This window comes from Mesorhizobium ciceri WSM4083, assembly GCF_000519305.1.
Lineage (GTDB): Bacteria > Pseudomonadota > Alphaproteobacteria > Rhizobiales > Rhizobiaceae > Mesorhizobium > Mesorhizobium ciceri_B.
Map to the genome: position 1 here is coordinate 1 of NZ_JAFG01000010.1, position 16,611 is coordinate 16,611.

11 protein-coding genes are annotated in these 16,611 nt (G+C 63.4%); 5 read left to right on the forward strand and 6 right to left on the reverse strand.

Features of this window, described 5'->3' with window-relative positions:
- The coding region (locus MESCI2_RS0120370; protein WP_197031573.1) for a transposase at positions 1 to 172 on the forward strand (172 nt) is incomplete at its 5' end.
- 152 nt (positions 173 to 324) lie between these two features.
- On the opposite strand, the gene MESCI2_RS0120375 is transcribed toward MESCI2_RS0120370, so the two are convergent.
- A complete protein-coding gene (locus tag MESCI2_RS0120375) occupies positions 325 to 1,374 on the reverse strand; it encodes a threonine aldolase family protein (RefSeq protein WP_027038187.1) in 1,050 nt (349 codons plus the stop codon).
- Between the two features lie 509 nt (positions 1,375 to 1,883).
- Between MESCI2_RS0120375 and gltB the strand changes: the two genes are divergently transcribed.
- Entirely contained in the window at positions 1,884 to 6,620 is a 4,737-nt protein-coding gene (gene gltB, locus MESCI2_RS0120380; protein WP_027038188.1) for a glutamate synthase large subunit, read from the forward strand.
- Between the two features lie 141 nt (positions 6,621 to 6,761).
- Positions 6,762 to 8,216: a glutamate synthase subunit beta gene (locus MESCI2_RS0120385; RefSeq protein WP_027038189.1), complete on the forward strand. Its 1,455-nt coding sequence runs from the start codon at positions 6,762 to 6,764 to the stop codon at positions 8,214 to 8,216.
- A 97-nt stretch (positions 8,217 to 8,313) separates the two neighbouring features.
- Here the strand turns inward: MESCI2_RS0120385 and MESCI2_RS0120390 are convergent, their stop codons facing one another.
- Together MESCI2_RS0120390 and MESCI2_RS0120395 are read right to left on the reverse strand one after the other, a co-directional pair.
- Entirely contained in the window at positions 8,314 to 9,528 is a 1,215-nt protein-coding gene (locus MESCI2_RS0120390) for an SGNH/GDSL hydrolase family protein (protein ID WP_027038190.1), read from the reverse strand.
- A gap of 128 nt (positions 9,529 to 9,656) precedes the next feature.
- Positions 9,657 to 10,877, reverse strand: coding sequence for a lytic murein transglycosylase (locus tag MESCI2_RS0120395; protein WP_027038191.1), 1,221 nt, complete (start codon positions 10,875 to 10,877; stop codon positions 9,657 to 9,659).
- A 209-nt stretch (positions 10,878 to 11,086) separates the two neighbouring features.
- Here MESCI2_RS0120395 and galU point away from each other — a divergent pair, with 209 nt between their 5' ends.
- Positions 11,087 to 11,992, forward strand: coding sequence for a UTP--glucose-1-phosphate uridylyltransferase GalU (galU, locus tag MESCI2_RS0120400; protein ID WP_027038192.1), 906 nt, complete (start codon positions 11,087 to 11,089; stop codon positions 11,990 to 11,992).
- Positions 11,993 to 12,063: 71 nt separating this feature from the next.
- On the opposite strand, the gene MESCI2_RS0120405 is transcribed toward galU, so the two are convergent.
- A complete protein-coding gene (locus MESCI2_RS0120405; RefSeq protein ID WP_027038193.1) occupies positions 12,064 to 13,866 on the reverse strand; it encodes an outer membrane beta-barrel protein in 1,803 nt (600 codons plus the stop codon).
- 250 nt (positions 13,867 to 14,116) lie between these two features.
- Between MESCI2_RS0120405 and MESCI2_RS0120410 the strand changes: the two genes are divergently transcribed.
- Positions 14,117 to 15,118, forward strand: a complete 1,002-nt coding sequence (locus MESCI2_RS0120410; protein WP_027038194.1) for a KpsF/GutQ family sugar-phosphate isomerase — start codon at positions 14,117 to 14,119, stop codon at positions 15,116 to 15,118.
- A gap of 4 nt (positions 15,119 to 15,122) precedes the next feature.
- Here the strand turns inward: MESCI2_RS0120410 and MESCI2_RS0120415 are convergent, their stop codons facing one another.
- Positions 15,123 to 15,587: an NfeD family protein gene (locus MESCI2_RS0120415; RefSeq protein WP_023810067.1), complete on the reverse strand. Its 465-nt coding sequence runs from the start codon at positions 15,585 to 15,587 to the stop codon at positions 15,123 to 15,125.
- Between the two features lie 11 nt (positions 15,588 to 15,598).
- Positions 15,599 to 16,549 carry an SPFH domain-containing protein gene (locus tag MESCI2_RS0120420; protein WP_027038195.1) on the reverse strand — a complete coding sequence of 317 codons (951 nt, stop codon included), beginning with the start codon at positions 16,547 to 16,549 and terminating at the stop codon, positions 15,599 to 15,601.
- Between the last annotated feature and the right edge of the window lie 62 nt (positions 16,550 to 16,611).

The window sequence follows — 16,611 nt, forward strand, 5'->3', positions numbered from 1 at the left end:
GGAGACCGTCGAGCGCTCCTTCGCCGACGCCAAGCAACTGCATGGTCACCGCTATGCGCGGTTCCGAAGTCTCACCAAGGTCGCCTGCCAGTGCCTGCTCGCCGCCGCCGCACAAAACATCAAGAAGATCGCCCTTTGCCTGTGCCCGAAGCCCAAGTCGGCCCGCACATGAGGCCCAACGCCTCCTGTCAAAATCCCCTGACACAAACAGTCCAAGACACTTCAATCACATAACAAAAAACCCCGCCGAAAATCGACGGGGTTTGTCAGCAGTCTGAGCGGCGCCGAAAGGCGCCGCTTTTTTGTTGTCGGGGATATCCGTTATCAGGCGATCAGCAGGCCAAAGCGGTCGACTTCTTCGGCCGTCGTCGCGAAGCTGGTGACGAAGCGGTAGAGCAATTCGTCCTCGCCGATGTGGCCGTCAAAGCCATGCGGCTTGTGCCAGTCGTAGAAGGCGGCACCCGCGGCCTGCAGCCTCTCGGCCTCGGTCTTCTTGATCACCGCGAAAACCTCGTTCGCCTGCGGCAGCCATGCCAGCTTGGCCGTTGCCGAATCCTCGATCGCGGCGGCAAGGCGTGCGGCCATGGCGTTGGCGTGGCGGGCGGTGTCCAGCCACAATCCGTCCTTGAAATAGGCTTCGAACTGCGCTGCGACGAAGCGCGATTTCGAAAACAGCTGGGCGGCGCGCTTGCGCAGGAACGCCAATTCCCTGGCACGATCGAGATCGAACAGCACGATCGCTTCGGCGCACCAGCAGCCGTTCTTGGTGCCGCCGAAGGACAGGATGTCGACGCCGCGTTTCCAGGTCATTTCGGCCGGTGTCGTGTCGAGCGCGACCAGCGCATTGGCAAAGCGGGCGCCATCCATGTGCAGGGGCACCGAATATCGTTTGGCGATCGCCGAGATCGTCTCGATCTCATCCAGACCGTAGATGGTGCCGACCTCGGTCGACTGGGTGATCGAAACGGCCATCGGCCGTCCCCAATGGACGATTTCCGGTGCGAAACGGCCGATGGTCCTTTCCAGATTGTGCGGATCGATCTTGCCCAGCGCGCCATCGATCTCATGCAAGCGGGAGCCGCCGGAGAAATACACCGGCGCGCCGCATTCGTCCTCGATGACATGCGATTCGCGGTGAGCAAAGGAAATGCCGCCCGGCTTGTTGTAAGCGGTCAGCGCCAGCGAGTTGGCGGCCGTGCCGGTGGCGACAAAGAAAACCGCGACCTCGCGTTCGAAAATCTCGCTGAAGCGCTGGTAGACTGCCCGGTCGAGCGCACCGTCGCCATAGGCGGTGGAGAAGCCGCCGGCGTTCGCCGACAGGCCGGCGGCAATGTTGGGATGGGCGCCTGCCCAATTGTCGGAAGCGAAGAACATGCATCTGCCTATGTCTTGGGAGGTCGGGGGGTTGGGGGATCGGGGTTTTGGGGAAATCAGCCTGAAGTTGACCGGTTTCGCGAGCGGACCGCAAGAGGCCAGGCGCCGGAAAAACAGTAAAGCCAGCCACCGGCAAAGCCCAGGCCGACGACTGAAGCTTACGTTTTTCCCGGACTTGACGACATTTTCTGTCGCGAAAAGCCCAAGTTTTTTGTGAATCGGTCTTGTGCGCGCCTGGGATTTCTGCCATAAAAATTTAGGACAGTAGTGCTGTCTTATTTTGTCGCACAAAACGAGCTGGATTGGCGTATCATTTGGGCCTCTCCGGCTGTTGCCGCGAGCGACAGGTGGACAGCCAGACTCTGGCCTGTACGATTACCAGATGCGATCCATGCGGAAAGCCGCCTGGTTCGACAAGGATTTCGCAAGACGTGCCACAAGGATCAGGGTGAGCCAAGCGCTTGCCGAGGCAAACCAGCGCCTGAATGGCTGGGAATGGAGGACAGGAGATGACGGACATGACGCACTCTGCGACGAACGGCCAGGCCGCGCAGACGAAAGCGGCAACCGTCAAAACCACCTTGCGATCCAATATTGGCCGAACCGCCAACGGCTTTTCCGCCCAAGGCCTCTACGATCCGCGCAACGAGCATGACGCCTGCGGCGTCGGCTTCATCGTCAATATGAAGGGTGTGAAGTCGCATCAGATCGTCGAGGACGGGCTGGCTGTGCTCGAAAACCTGACGCATCGCGGCGCCGTCGGCGCCGATCCGCTGGTCGGCGATGGCGCCGGCGTGCTGGTGCAGCTTCCCGACCAGTTCTTCCGTGAGGAGATGGCAGCCCAGGGCATCGACCTGCCGCCGGCGGGCCAATACGGCGTCGGACACTGGTTCATGCCTCAGGACACGGCCCTTCGCGCCCATATCGAGGACATCATTGCCGAATCGGCGCAATCCGAGGGGCTTCCGCTCATCGGTTTCCGTGACGTGCCCGTCGACAATTCGTCGCTTTCGAAGGCGCCTGACATCGTGGCATCCGAGCCGTTCCATCGGCAGATATTCATCGGCCGCACGCCAGACATTACCGATGACGAGGAATACGAGGCCAGGCTCTATCTGCTGCGCAAGGTCATATCGGGCCGCATCTATGCCGAGAACGACAACATGGACATCGGCGCCTATTGCGTGTCGCTGTCGGCGCGCACCATCGTCTACAAGGGCATGTTCCTGGCTTATCAGGTCGGGGCCTACTACAAGGACCTCAAGGATCCGCGCTTCGAGACGGCGCTGATCCTCGTCCACCAGCGCTTCTCGACCAACACGTTCCCGTCATGGAAGCTGGCGCATCCCTACCGCATGGTCGCCCACAATGGCGAGATCAACACCGTGCGCGGCAACAACAACTGGATGGCTGCGCGTCAGGCGTCGGTCGATTCCGAACTGTTCGGCAACAACATCTCGAAGCTGTGGCCGATTTCCTATGACGGCCAGTCCGACACCGCCTGCTTCGACAATGCGCTCGAGTTCCTGTTCCAGGGCGGGTACAGGCTCAGCCATGCCATGATGATGCTGATCCCGGAAGCCTGGGCCGGCAACAAGCTCATGGATGCCGATCGCAAGGCCTTCTACGAATACCATGCGGCACTGATGGAGCCGTGGGATGGGCCGGCGGCGGTGGTCTTCACCGATGGCCGCCAGATCGGCGCCACGCTCGACCGCAACGGACTGCGCCCGGCACGCTACATCGTCACCGACGATGATCGCGTCATCATGGCCTCGGAAGCCGGCGTGCTGCCCGTGCCCGAGGAGAAGATCGTCAAGAAGTGGCGGCTGCAGCCCGGCCGTATGCTTCTGATCGATCTGGAGAAGGGGCGTATCGTCTCCGACGAGGAGCTCAAGTCGGAGATCGCGACCAAGCATCCCTACAAGACCTGGCTCGCCAACACGCAGCTCATCCTCGAAGATTTGAAGCCGGTCGAGCCGCGCGCGCTGCGCAAGGATGTCAGCCTGCTCGATCGCCAGCAGGCGTTCGGCTACAGCCAGGAAGACACCAAGCTGTTGATGTCGCCGATGGCCACGACTGGCCAGGAGGCGGTGGGCTCGATGGGCACCGACACGCCGATCTCGGCGATGTCGGACAAGTCGAAGCTGCTCTACACCTATTTCAAGCAGAACTTCGCCCAAGTCACCAATCCGCCGATCGATCCGATCCGCGAGGAGCTGGTGATGAGCCTGGTGTCCTTCATCGGGCCGCGGCCGAACATCTTCGACCTCGTCGGCAATTCGCGCCGCAAGCGGCTCGAGGTGCGCCAGCCGATCCTGACCAATGGCGATCTCGAAAAGATCCGTTCCATCGGCCACACCGAGGACCGCTTCGACACCAAGACGATCGACATCACCTATGGCTCCGCCGAAGGGGCCGCGGGCATGCAGGGCGCCATCGACCGCCTGTGCGAGCGGGCCGAGGCGGCGGTTGCCGGCGGTTACAACATCATCATCCTGTCCGACCGCCAGGTCGGGCCGGACCGCATCGCCATTCCGGCGCTGCTGGCTACGGCCGCGGTCCATCATCACCTGATCCGCAAGGGGCTGCGGACCTCGGTCGGCCTCGTCGTCGAATCCGGCGAGCCGCGTGAAGTGCATCATTTCTGCTGCCTTGCCGGCTATGGCGCCGAGGCGATCAACCCGTACCTCGCCTTCGATACGCTGCTCGACATGCACAAGCGCGGCGAACTGCCGAAGGAAGTGGACGCCTACGAAGTCGTTTCGCGCTACATCAAGTCGATCGGCAAGGGCATCCTCAAGGTGATGTCCAAGATGGGCATCTCGACCTACCAGTCCTATTGCGGCGCGCAGATTTTCGATGCCATCGGCCTGAAGACCGATTTCGTGCAGCAATATTTCACCGGCACCGCGACGCTGATCGAAGGCGTCGGCCTGGACGAGATCGCGACCGAGACGCTCAGCCGCCACAATGATGGTTTCGGCAACGACCCCGTGCTGCGCAACAGCCTCGAGGTCGGCGGCGAATACATGTACCGCATGCGCGGCGAGGCGCATATCTGGTCGCCCGACGCGGTCGCCACCTTGCAGCACGCCGTGCGCCAGGGATCGTGGGAAACGTTCAAGGACTATTCCGCCCAGATCGACAGCGAGACGGCCCGCGCCCAGACCATTCGCGGCCTGTTCAAGCTCAAGCTGGCCGGGGAAACCGGCCGCACGAAGGTGGCGCTCGACGACGTCATGTCGGCGGCCGACATCGTCAAGCGGTTCTCGACCGGAGCGATGTCATTCGGATCGATCTCGCGCGAAGCGCATACCACGCTGGCACGCGCGATGAACCAGATCGGCGGCAAGTCGAACACCGGCGAGGGCGGCGAAGAGGCCGACCGCTATCTGCCGCTGCCCGGCGGCGGCAAGAACCCGGAACGCTCGGCGATCAAGCAGATCGCTTCGGGTCGTTTCGGCGTGACTGCCGAATATCTCGTCAATTCCGACATGATGCAGATCAAGGTGGCGCAGGGTGCCAAGCCCGGCGAGGGCGGCCAGCTGCCCGGCCACAAGGTCGACGCGACCATCGCCAAGGTCCGGCATTCGACGCCGGGCGTCGGCCTGATCTCGCCGCCGCCGCATCACGACATCTATTCGATCGAGGATCTGGCACAGCTGATCTACGACCTGAAGAACGTCAATCCGGCGGCCGACGTGTCGGTCAAGCTGGTGTCGGAGGTCGGTGTCGGCACGGTTGCGGCGGGTGTCGCCAAGGCACGCGCCGACCACATCACCATTTCGGGCTATGATGGCGGCACCGGCGCCTCGCCGCTGACCTCGCTCAAGCATGCCGGCAGCCCGTGGGAAATGGGCCTTGCCGAGACGCACCAGACGCTGGTGCTGAACGGCTTGCGGTCGCGCGTTGCGCTGCAGGTCGACGGGGGCTTGCGCACCGGGCGCGACGTGATCATCGGCGCGCTGCTCGGCGCCGACGAGTTCGGCTTCTCGACGGCACCGCTGATCGCGGCCGGCTGCATCATGATGCGGAAGTGCCATCTCAACACCTGCCCGGTCGGCGTCGCGACGCAGGATCCGGTGCTGCGCAAGCGCTTCAAAGGCACGCCCGAGCATGTCATCAACTTCTTCTTCTACGTGGCGGAAGAGGTGAGGGAGCTGCTCGCCGAGATGGGTTACACCCATATCGACCAGATCATCGGCGACACCGATCTTTTGGAGAAGCGCGACCTGATCGTGCACTGGAAGGCGCGCGGGCTCGATTTCTCGAAGATGTTCTTCAAGCCGGATGCGCCGCATGAAGCGGTGCACTGGACCGAGCGTCAGAAGCACCCGATCGACGACGTGCTCGACCGCAAGCTGATCGAGCTGGCCAAGCCGGCGCTCGAGAGCAAGCTGCCGGTCAAGATCGAGGTCGATATCCGCAATGTCGACCGCTCGACGGGTGCCATGCTGTCGGGTGAAGTGGCCAAGCGCTTCAAGCACAAGGGCCTGCGCGAGGACACGATCCAGGTGAAGCTGACCGGCACTGCCGGCCAGTCCTTCGGCGCCTTCCTGGCGCGCGGCATCTCGTTCGAGCTTGTCGGCGCCGGCAACGACTATGTCGGCAAGGGCCTGTCGGGCGGGCGCATCGTCATCCGGCCGCCGGAAGAGGCCAAGATCGTCGCGGCTGAGTCCATCATCGTCGGCAACACGGTGCTCTATGGCGCAACCGAGGGCGAGGCCTATTTCGCCGGCGTCGCCGGCGAGCGTTTCGCCGTGCGCAATTCGGGCGTAGCGGCCGTCGTCGAAGGCGTCGGCGATCATGGCTGCGAGTACATGACGGGCGGCATCGTCGTCGTCATCGGCAAGACCGGCCGCAACTTCGCCGCCGGCATGTCGGGCGGCGTCGCCTATGTGCTCGACGAAGCGGGTGATTTCGCCGAGCGCTGCAACATGGCGATGGTCGAGCTGGAGCCGGTTCCCGAAGAAGACGATCTGATGGAAAGGCTGCTGCACCATGGCGGCGACCTCGATCACAAGGGTCGCGTCGACGTCTCCGGCGACATGACCAGCCATGACGAGGAGCGGCTCTACCAGCTGATTTCCAACCATGTGCACTACACCGGGTCGGTACGTGGCCGCGAGATTCTCGACGACTGGACGATTTTCCGGCCGAAGTTCCGCAAGATCATGCCGGTCGAATACCGCCGCGCCCTGATCGAGATGGAACGCATGCGCATGGGCGTCGCGGCGGAATAGGCTTTGCAATTGCCGGGGAGCCCAGGCTTCCCGGCCCATCTTCATCGACAGTTTGACCTCCGGCGCAAGGTTGCCATGGCTGCCTCAAGGGGTTAACGGGTGCGGCGAAAACCGCACCATCTGGACAGCAGGAACTGGACTATGGGCAAGGTAACAGGCTTTCTCGAAATCGACCGGCAGGTGCACAAGTACCAGCCGGCCTCCGACCGCATCCGGCATTTCCGCGAATTCACGCTGCCGATGTCGGACAAGGAGGTCGAGAAACAGGCCGCGCGCTGCATGGATTGCGGCATTCCGTTCTGCCACGGGCCGACCGGCTGCCCGATCCACAACCAGATTCCGGACTGGAACGACCTCGTCTACAATGGCGACTGGGACAATGCGATCCGCAACCTGCATTCGACCAACAATTTCCCGGAGTTCACCGGCCGCATCTGCCCCGCACCCTGCGAGGAAGCCTGCACGCTGAACCTCGAGGACATTCCCGTCGCCATCAAGACGGTCGAGCAGGCGATCGCCGACAAGGCCTATGAAACCGGCCATATCAGGCCCTATCCGCCGGAAAAGAAGACCGGCAAGCGCGTCGCCGTCATCGGTTCCGGTCCCGCCGGCATGGCGGCTGCCCAGCAGCTTGGCCGCGCCGGCCACGATGTTCATGTATACGAGCGCGAAAGCCGGCCCGGCGGGCTGATGCGCTACGGCATTCCCGACTTCAAGATCGAGAAGCACTACATCGACCGGCGCATCGAGCAGATGCAGGGTGAGGGCGTGACCTTCCATTGCGGCGTCAATGTCGGCGTCGACAAGCCGGTTGCCGAGCTGCTCGCCGAACATGATGCGGTGCTCTATTGCGGCGGCTCGGAAACGCCGCGCGCAGCCGGCATTCCCGGCGACGATCTCGGCGGCGTGCATGACGCGATGCCCTATCTGGTGCAGCAGAACAGGCGGGTCGGCGGCGAACCGATCCAGTCAGTGGCGTGGCCGTCGCATCCGATCATCGCCGGCGGTCAGCATGTCGTCGTCGTCGGCGGCGGCGATACAGCGTCCGACTGTGTCGGCACGGCCTTCCGCCAGGGCGCCGTGCGTGTCACCCAGCTCGACATCCGCCCGCAGCCGCCGGAGAAGGAAGACAAGCTTTCGGTCTGGCCCTACTGGGCGACCAAGATGCGCACCTCGTCTTCGCAGGCCGAAGGGGCGGAGCGCGAATTCCAGGTGGCGACGCTCGAATTCATCGGCGAGGAAGGCCAGCTGACCGGCGTCAAGTGCTGCGAGGTCGACGACAAGCGCAAGCCGATCGCCGGCAGCGAATTCGTCATCCGCGCCGATCTCGCTTTCATCGCCATCGGCTTTGCCGGGCCGGCCGCGGCCGGAGTGGCGAAGGAGCTAGAGGGTGAGATGAAGATCGCCACCGACAGCCGCCGCTCCAGGAATGTCGAGGCCAATGACCGCGACTACAGGACCAGCGTCGACAGGCTCTATGCGGCCGGCGACGTGCGTCGTGGCCAGTCGCTGGTCGTCTGGGCGATCCGTGAGGGCCGCCAGGCGGCACGCTCGATCGACGAGGCACTGATGGGGTCGAGCGTCCTACCTCGCTGAGCCCGTTTGGAAACTCTACTCCTGCGGCCATCTGACGGCGTTTTCTGCGCTTCCGAGGAGCGAGTTTCGAAACGGCCTCAGAGACCGCGCTGGGATACTAACGATTGATTGCGGTCGTTGCGTCGGTCGCGGCCGCGGCCTTCGGCGGCCAGGAGAAATCGTCGGCGCGGCCCGGCGAGGCCACGGATGCCTTGCCCTCGACCACAAGCTTTTCACCGGGCAGGTCCGGATTTGCCTTCGCCGGCGGGGCCGCGCCAAGCAGCTCGGAGCCGCCGTCGAGTGCCGGATCGCTGAGCAGCATCGGCGCGGTGCGGTCGATGACGATGGGTGCCGCGGCCGGCGCCGGCGCCTCGACAGGGGCGCCCGCCGGAGCGGACGGTGTGACCACGCTTCCAGGCGCGGTCAGGCCGAGGATCTTCAGCAACGGTTTTTCGGTATAGAAGGCGAGCTTGCGCTTGCCCGCCCTCGAGACGTTGATGCCGTCATCGGCGCGCAGCCGCACCGGCTGGCCGTTGATGTCGGGGCCGCTGGTGACGAAAGCACCGTTCTCATCGACGAAGCCGTCCCAGACGTCGACGAATTCACCGCCATGGCTTTCAGCCGCCTGATGATAGATGTCGTTGAAGGCCAGCATGTCGGAGGTCATCTTCGGCACCCGGAACGCCGGCATGCCGACCCATAGGAAGGGTACCTTTGCCTCCGCGATAGCTTTGCCGAACGCCTCGGTCCGGCGCTCATATTCCTTGGTCCAGGTTTCAGAGCGGGGCTGCTCGCGCACGTCACCCACCTTCATCTGCTGGCGGTCGTTGGAACCCAGCATGACGATCACGGCGGCAGGTTTTTCGGTCTCGATCAGCGATTTGATCTGTTCGGGCCAGTTGTAGAAATCATCGCGTACGAAGCCGGACGAGCCATTGCTGCGAACGACGATCCTGACGCCGGTATTCTCGGCAAAGGCGGTGTCGAGGCCTTCGGCGAGGCCGGCCGCCATGAAGTCGCCGACCACCAGGACGGTGCGGGCGTCCGGTGCCTTGTCGACCACCGGGATTTCCGGTTCCGCGGGCGGGCGCGGGGCGCGGGGTTTTTTCGCCTTGGGCCTGGGCCTTGCCTTCTGGATGTCCTGCGGCGGCTCGATGCGCTCGCTGCGGCGCGGAAACAGAAGGTCGCGCAACGACCAGCCGCGGTTTTGCTGCTCCTGCGCCAAGGCGGGCGCGTGAAAGGCGCCAGCCACGCCGACCGCGAGCACGATCACGGCCAGAATGAGCACCGGCATGCGACGGACAAGCCCTGCGATGCGCGCAGCCGAAGCCAATCGTTTCCTCCATCCCTTGGCGCGGTCCTGCCGAAAAACCGCATCGATTTCTCGGCAAATGCCGTGCCAACCAGATTGCTACAGCGTCCTTTGCGCGACCGAAAGGCCGCGCGGCAGCGCAGGCGGCTCTATTTCTGCCGGAGCCACTTCAGCACTTCCATGCTCGGGTAACCGTCCTGGGTCAAGCCGGCCTTCGCCTGGAAGGCCAAGATGGCTGATTTCGAGCCGTCGCCAATCTTGCCGTCGAACTTGCCTTCATAAAGGCCATGTTGGGAAAGCCGCTGCTGCAGCTCCTGCCTTTCCTCGAAAGTGAGCTTGGTGAAAGGCCGCTTCCAGTCCTGCACAAGACCGCTGGAGCCGGCGATTTCGTCGGCAAGAAGGCCGACGGCAAGCGCATATTTGTCGGCATTGTTGTAAGCTTTGATGACCGTGAAATTCTTGATCATCAGAAAGGCCGGCCCGCTGCGGCCGTCCGGCACCTTCAGCGTCGCCTTGTCGGAGCCGTTCTTGAACGGCTTGCCGTTGGCCCTGACGACGCCGAGCGCCTGCCATTGCGACAGTGTCTTGGAACCGCCGGGAAGTTTGCCGGCCGGCAAGGCCACCTCATAGCCCCAGGTCTTGCCAGCCTGCCAGCCATTCTTCTTCAACAAATTGGCTGATGTCGCCAGCGCATCGGGGATCGAATTCCAGATGTCGCGCTTGCCGTTGCCGTCCATGTCGACGGCATAGTGGAGATAGCTGGTCGGGATGAACTGGGTGTGGCCCATGGCGCCGGCCCACGATCCGCTCAGATGGCTTTCGTCGATATCGCCGGTCTGCAGGATCTTCAGCGCGGCGATCAGCTGGGTGCGCGCGAATTTCGCCCGCTTCGGATCGGCATAGGCCAAGGTCGCCAGCGAGCGCACCACATTGCGCATGACGTCGTCGCGCTTGAGGATCTCGCCATAGTTCGATTCCATCGACCAGATGGCCAGCAGGATGTAGCGGTTGACACCGAACCTGGCCTCTATGCGGTCCAGCCACGGCTTCCATTTCCTGGCCATCTGCTGGCCGACGGCGACCGACTGGTCATGGACGCGGTTGTCGAAATAATCCCAGGCAGGGGCCGTGAATTCAGGCTGCGTACGCGCCTTTTCCAGCACCACCGGATCGATATCCCTGATGTTCCTGAAGGCCTGGTCGTAGAGGGCGCCGGAAACGCCGCTCTGCACGGCTGTGGCGCGGAAGCCGGCGACCCACTGCCGGAAACCGGCATCGGCGAAAGCGGGGCCAGGCATCAGCAGAGCGAGCGATAGGCTGGCTGCCGCCATGACGCTGGTAAAAATTTTTGCGGCATTGCGAACGGACATCTTTTCCTCCTTCTCTGTCTCAGGAAAGACCATTCATCGCCGAACCAGGTTAGGAATTAGTTTACCATAGGCGCCACCGGGAACGAAAAGACGCTTCGAAGCTTTACCGGTGGACGTTCCCCTCAGTTGCCCAGTAGTCCCAAATTCCGGCGTGAAAATGTCTTGAAACGGGGATTGCGGAGCTGGCCATCAAACGGATAATTGAAAGCATGAAGAGAGTTCGCAAGGCAGTCTTCCCGGTCGCCGGTCTCGGCACACGGTTTCTCCCGGCCACCAAGGCTGTCCCCAAGGAAATGCTGACCGTCGTCGACCGGCCGGTCATCCAGTATGTGGTGGATGAGGCGCGCGAGGCCGGCATCGAGCATTTCATCTTCGTCACCGGTCGCAACAAGGCCGTCATCGAGGATCATTTCGACATCCAGTTCGAACTCTATGACACGCTGGCCCAGCGCGGCAAGGACGACCAGCTCGCCCGGCTGCAACGGCTGCAGCCGGCGCCGGGGCAGACCAGTTTCACACGCCAGCAGGTGCCGATGGGACTTGGCCACGCCGTCTGGTGCGCCCGCGAGCTCGTCGGCGACGAGCCCTTCGCGCTTTTGCTGCCCGACATGATCATGCAGTCAGAGAAGAGCTGCATGAAGGCAATGGTCGAGCTCTACGAGGAGACCGGCAACAACATCATCGCCGTGCAGGAATGCGATCCCGCCGACGCCCACAAATACGGCATCGTCGGCCGCGGCGAGGACACGCATCACGGTTTCCGCATCACCGAGATGGTGGAAAAGCCGAAGACCGGCACCGCGCCGTCCAATCTCTACATCAACGGCCGCTACATCCTGCAGCCGGAGATCTTCAAGATTCTCGAAGGCCAGGAAAAGGGTGCCGGCAACGAGATCCAGCTTACCGACGCCATGCTGAAGCTGGAAAAGCAGCAACCTTTCTATGGCTACAACTATCAGGGCCGCACGTTCGACTGCGGATCGCCGGAAGGTTTTGTCGAGGCCAATGTCGCCTTCGCGCTGTGGCGCAGCGACATGAACGAGAACATGGCCGGTGTGATCCGCACGCTTCTCGATGAGATGAAGCCATCCGAGCGCCGCGGCGCCGCATCTTAAGTCGATGTCGATGTTCAGCCGGTCCGCGGAAGGGCCGGTCGGATCTCAACGCACGTTTGGCACGCAAGCCCTCAGCGCTGCACCTTCACGCCGAGGAAGATGCTGTTGGCGGTGTAGTCGCGGCCCGGCAGATTGCTGGTCAGCTTCTCGGTCCTCACCCTTGTGGTGAGGCCGGCGTAGCGGTTCAGCCACCAGGTCAGTCCGGCCTCGGCGCTCAACACCCTGTCATGGCCGTCGATGCCGATGTAATCACGCCAGTCGAGGCCCAGAGCCGCGTTGGCAGTGAGGTTGGCGCGAATCTGGCGTTCGCCTGTCAGGCGACCGGAATAGAGGATGTCGCCGCTCTCGCCCGATGTGGTCGTGGGCTCGACCGTAGTCCGCCCGGTCAGGCCGATCGTTGTGCCGCGCTCGGGTGACCATTTGAGGTCGGCGTTGACGGTGGCACCCGAGATCGCATCAAGGTTCTTGTCGTCGATCGCTTCCCTGAGCCAGCCGGCCGAGAATTCGCCCGACAGCTTTTCACCCATGTCGAGTGCAAGGCCGGCGCGGGCGCCGAGCCGCGTCGACGAGCGCTCGAAGCCTTCATTGTCGATGCGTTGATCATAGGTCCGGCGGCCGACCTCGATTTCGGTGAAGGGGGTCAGGGCAGGGGAGATCTCGTAGCCGGTGCGCAACGTCGCGGTGTAGAGCGTGGAGTCCTGATCCTTCTGCGACAGCGAGGTGCCGTCCGAGAGCTTGGCGTCGCCGTAGAAGTCGTGCGAGACCGCGCCGGTCAACGTGTACTGCATCTTGCCGAGATGCTTTTCGACGGCGAGGCTGCCATCGATGGTCTGCCGCAGCGGCTGCTTGCTGACGCCCGCGATGGCGTCCGGCGATGATGCCGATTCCGGCACGGCCTCGTAGCCGAGCTTGGCGATGGCGCGCAACTCATTGTCGAGGTCGACATTGAGCTGGCCTTCGATGCGCCCTTGCTCGTCGTGAACCGGGTACCCCGAGACGGTCTCGCGAAACAGGCCATAGCCGTCGATCGTGGCTGAGTTCTCGCGCCAGTCGGAGGCGGCGGAAAAGCGCAGCGCCGTCTCGGACAGCAGCGCCGACGTGCCGGCACTGCTCGAATCGCCGTTCGAGGTTGCGGTCAGGCCCTGTTCGATCGTCGGCCGGATCACGAAGGAGCCCCATTTGACGCCGGTGGCGGCAAACGGATCATCCTCCAGCTTTTTCTTCTGGCCTTCGATGGCGTCCGTGCGCTCCGCGCCTGGGTCGAGCTTCTGCCTGTCGGCGCTGTCGATGGTGAGAGCGCGGCGGTTGGCCGTGTCCTCATCGGTGTCCGCACCATCGGTGGCGTCCGTCGTGGAGGCGGTCCGGGAGGCGGTCGTGGAAGCGGTGATGTCGGAGGTGTCGGCCGTCGATTTCTTCTTCTTCTTCGACTTGTCGGCAGCCTTGCCCTTGGCCTGGTCAGCCGCATTCTGCCTGGCGCTCGACGAGCGGCGGCGAGGCTTGGGCGGCGCCGCAGTGTCGGCGGACGTGTCGTCAGTGGCTGCCGGCGGGTCGAAGAGGCTGCCGGTCGCGGTGGCGTCGCCAGTGTCGGCGTCGTCAGGCACGGCACCGGCGCTGGCCGGCAGATAGGTGCGGGCCGGCGCATTGTCCTGTGCGGCGTTGGCCGGCTGTTGACCCTGCGCTGCCAGGGCCAGCTGTCTCGCCTTGCGCTGCTGGTCGGACAGGATCGCCGATTCCGAAACCTCGCCGCGCAGTTCCGTTTCCTGTGCCTGCAGCGCCGTTGGGCGCAGCAGGGCAAACATGCTGGTCGCCAGCAGCAAGGCGCAGACCGCCTTGCCCCCACGTCCTGTCGAATTTTCTGGCTGGACCCCGGACATCGCCACCACTGCTTGCGCGGCGCACGCGCGCCATACTTACCGAACCGTAAATGGGGATGGTTAACGGAGGGTTGAGGCGGCGGTCCGTCAGCCGCCTGAAGCGCTGATTTCCAAAGGGATTCATGCCGCGTGCTCTAAGCTTTTTGTTTTCGCGCCTGCCGTCGTCTGAAACCACCGCACACGTTCGGGCGACATGCATGGGGCCATTTCCGTTGGACAGCGCGCCGGCAAAGCGCTAATCGCATCAGCCATGCATGCGGGATCCCTGGATAAGAAGCCTTCGGACAGGCAAGCCTCGATCGCTTCGGCGCTGAGGACGGTGGCAACCGAACAGGCTGGGGTTGCAGCCCTTGCCGAGGCCTTGGAGAATGGGCTGGCCGGGCCTTTCGCCCAGGCTGTCGAGATGATCTCGGGGATTGAAGGCCGGCTCATCGTCACCGGTGTCGGCAAAAGCGGCCATATCGGTTCGAAGATCGCGGCGACGCTGGCCTCGACCGGCACGCCGGCTTTCTTTGTCCATCCCGCCGAAGCCAATCACGGCGATCTCGGCATGATCGCCAGGGACGACGCCATCATCGCCATGTCGTGGTCGGGCGAAAGCAAGGAACTGATGGGCATCGTCGCCTATTCCAGGCGCTTTTCCATTCCGTTGATCGCCATCACCGCCGGAGAGACATCGGCGCTTGCGCGGGCCGCCGACGTTGTGCTGCTGCTGCCCCGCACGCCGGAGGCCTGCCCGCACGGCCTGGCGCCAACGACATCGACGCTGCTGCAACTGGTGATGGGCGATGCGCTGGCGATCGCGCTGCTCGAAGCACGCGGTTTCACGCCGGACCATTTCCGCACCTTTCACCCGGGCGGCCAGCTCGGCGCAAATCTGACGCAGATCCGCGAGATCATGCATGTCGGCGACAGGCTGCCGCTGGTGGTTGCGGGCACCGGCATGCAGGACGCGATCCTGGAACTGTCGCGCAAGGGATTTGGCTGCGTCGCGATCACCGACGCCGACGGGGCGCTGGTCGGCATCATCACCGATGGTGACATCCGCCGTCACATCGGCAGCAATCTGCTGGCGATGACGGTGGATCAGGTGATGACAAAGGGCCCGAAGACCGCGACGCCGGACACGCTGGTGGCAACGGCGCTGCAGACGATCAACAATTCGGCCATCACCAGCCTGATGGTGGTGGAGGGCCGGAAACCAGTCGGCCTCATCCACCTGCACGACCTGCTGCGCATCGGCGCCGCCTGAACGTTCAGACCGCCTCGACTGTCAGTTCCAGATCCGTATCGGCTGCACCCGTCACGCGCACTTGCGTGCCGGCCGGCAGATCAGGGCCGGAGACACGCCACAGCGTGTCGCCGAGCTTGATGCGGCCGCGCCCGTCGCGGATCGGTTCGGCAAGTGTCGCCATCCTGCCGACCATTTGCGCGCCGCGCCGGTTGAGCAGCGGCTGGTCGGTCGGGTCGTTGCGGCTGCCGACCAGCTTCTTGCCGACATAGGCCGAGACCAGCGACAGCGCCAGGAAGGCGAGGACCTGGACCTGCCAGGTCCAGAAGCCGGCGTCCCAGATCAGCAGCGACACAGCGCCGATGATCAGCGCGGCGATGCCGATCCACAGCATGAAGATACCCGGCGCGATGATTTCCATCACCAGCAGGACGAAACCGAGAACCATCCAGTTCCACGGGCCGAGTTCGGAAACGATGCGGTCGATCATTGGTTTCGACCTCAGTTGTCGGTTGGGCGAACGACCGGCGGGCGCGCGGTCTGCCTCTGCGAGCCGGTCGTGCCTTCGCTGCGGAAGACTTCCTTGGCGATCTCGCCGATGCCGCCGAGCGAGCCGATCAGCGACGACGCCTCGAAGGGCATCAGCACGATCTTGCTGTTGGTCGCCGTGCCGATCCTGCCAAGCGCTTCAGTGTATTTCAGCGCCACGAAGTAGTTCAGCGCCTGCACATCGCCTTTGGAGATCGCTTCCGACACCACCTGGGTGGCGCGGGCTTCCGCCTCGGCCGAGCGCTCGCGCGCCTCGGCATCGCGGAAGGCGGCTTCCTTGCGGCCTTCGGCCTCGAGGATCTGCGACTGCTTGAGACCTTCGGCGGCAAGGATCTGGGCGCGCTTGTTGCGTTCCGCGGTCATCTGCCGGCCCATCGATTCGATAAGGTTGGCCGGCGGGTTGATGTCCTTGATTTCGACGCGGGTGATCTTGATGCCCCATGGATGGGCTGCTTCATCGACGACGCGCAGCAGGCGCTCGTTGATGGCGTCGCGGTTCGACAGGAGTTCGTCGAGGTCCATCGAGCCCATGACGGTACGGATGTTGGTCATCGTCAGATTGAGGATGGCGTTCTGCAGGCCGGAAACCTGGTAGGCGGCCTGCGCCGCGTTGAGGATCTGGAAAAAGGCGATGCCGTCGACACCGACAATGGCGTTGTCGCGGGTGATGATTTCCTGGCTCGGAACGTCGAGCACCTGCTCCATCATGTTCATCTTGGCGCCGATGCGGTCGATGAACGGGTAAATGAAATTGAGCCCCGGGCTCAGTGTCTTGGTGTAACGGCCAAAGCGCTCCACCGTATAGTTGTAACCTTGCGGGATTGTCCTGATGCCTTTGATCAGCAGCACCAATACCAGAAGGGCAAGTGCACCAACCGCAATATCGAAACCACTGAAATTCATTTGGCTCTCCCTCAGACGAAGGCCGCTCAAGCCATTCTCGCGCAGCCGACTTCACCAAAGAC

Excerpts from the sequence above, each read along its gene's own strand:
- galU (WP_027038192.1), top strand. The coding sequence starts at position 11,087 with ATGAAGAGAGTTCGCAAGGCAGTCTTCCCGGTCGCCGGTCTCGGCACA.
- MESCI2_RS0120405 (WP_027038193.1), bottom strand. The coding sequence starts at position 13,866 with ATGTCCGGGGTCCAGCCAGAAAATTCGACAGGACGTGGGGGCAAGGCG.
- gltB (WP_027038188.1), top strand. The coding sequence starts at position 1,884 with ATGACGGACATGACGCACTCTGCGACGAACGGCCAGGCCGCGCAGACG.
- MESCI2_RS0120385 (WP_027038189.1), top strand. The coding sequence starts at position 6,762 with ATGGGCAAGGTAACAGGCTTTCTCGAAATCGACCGGCAGGTGCACAAG.
- MESCI2_RS0120375 (WP_027038187.1), bottom strand. The coding sequence starts at position 1,374 with ATGTTCTTCGCTTCCGACAATTGGGCAGGCGCCCATCCCAACATTGCC.
- MESCI2_RS0120420 (WP_027038195.1), bottom strand. The coding sequence starts at position 16,549 with ATGAATTTCAGTGGTTTCGATATTGCGGTTGGTGCACTTGCCCTTCTG.
- MESCI2_RS0120395 (WP_027038191.1), bottom strand. The coding sequence starts at position 10,877 with ATGTCCGTTCGCAATGCCGCAAAAATTTTTACCAGCGTCATGGCGGCA.
- MESCI2_RS0120410 (WP_027038194.1), top strand. The coding sequence starts at position 14,117 with ATGCATGCGGGATCCCTGGATAAGAAGCCTTCGGACAGGCAAGCCTCG.
- MESCI2_RS0120415 (WP_023810067.1), bottom strand. The coding sequence starts at position 15,587 with ATGATCGACCGCATCGTTTCCGAACTCGGCCCGTGGAACTGGATGGTT.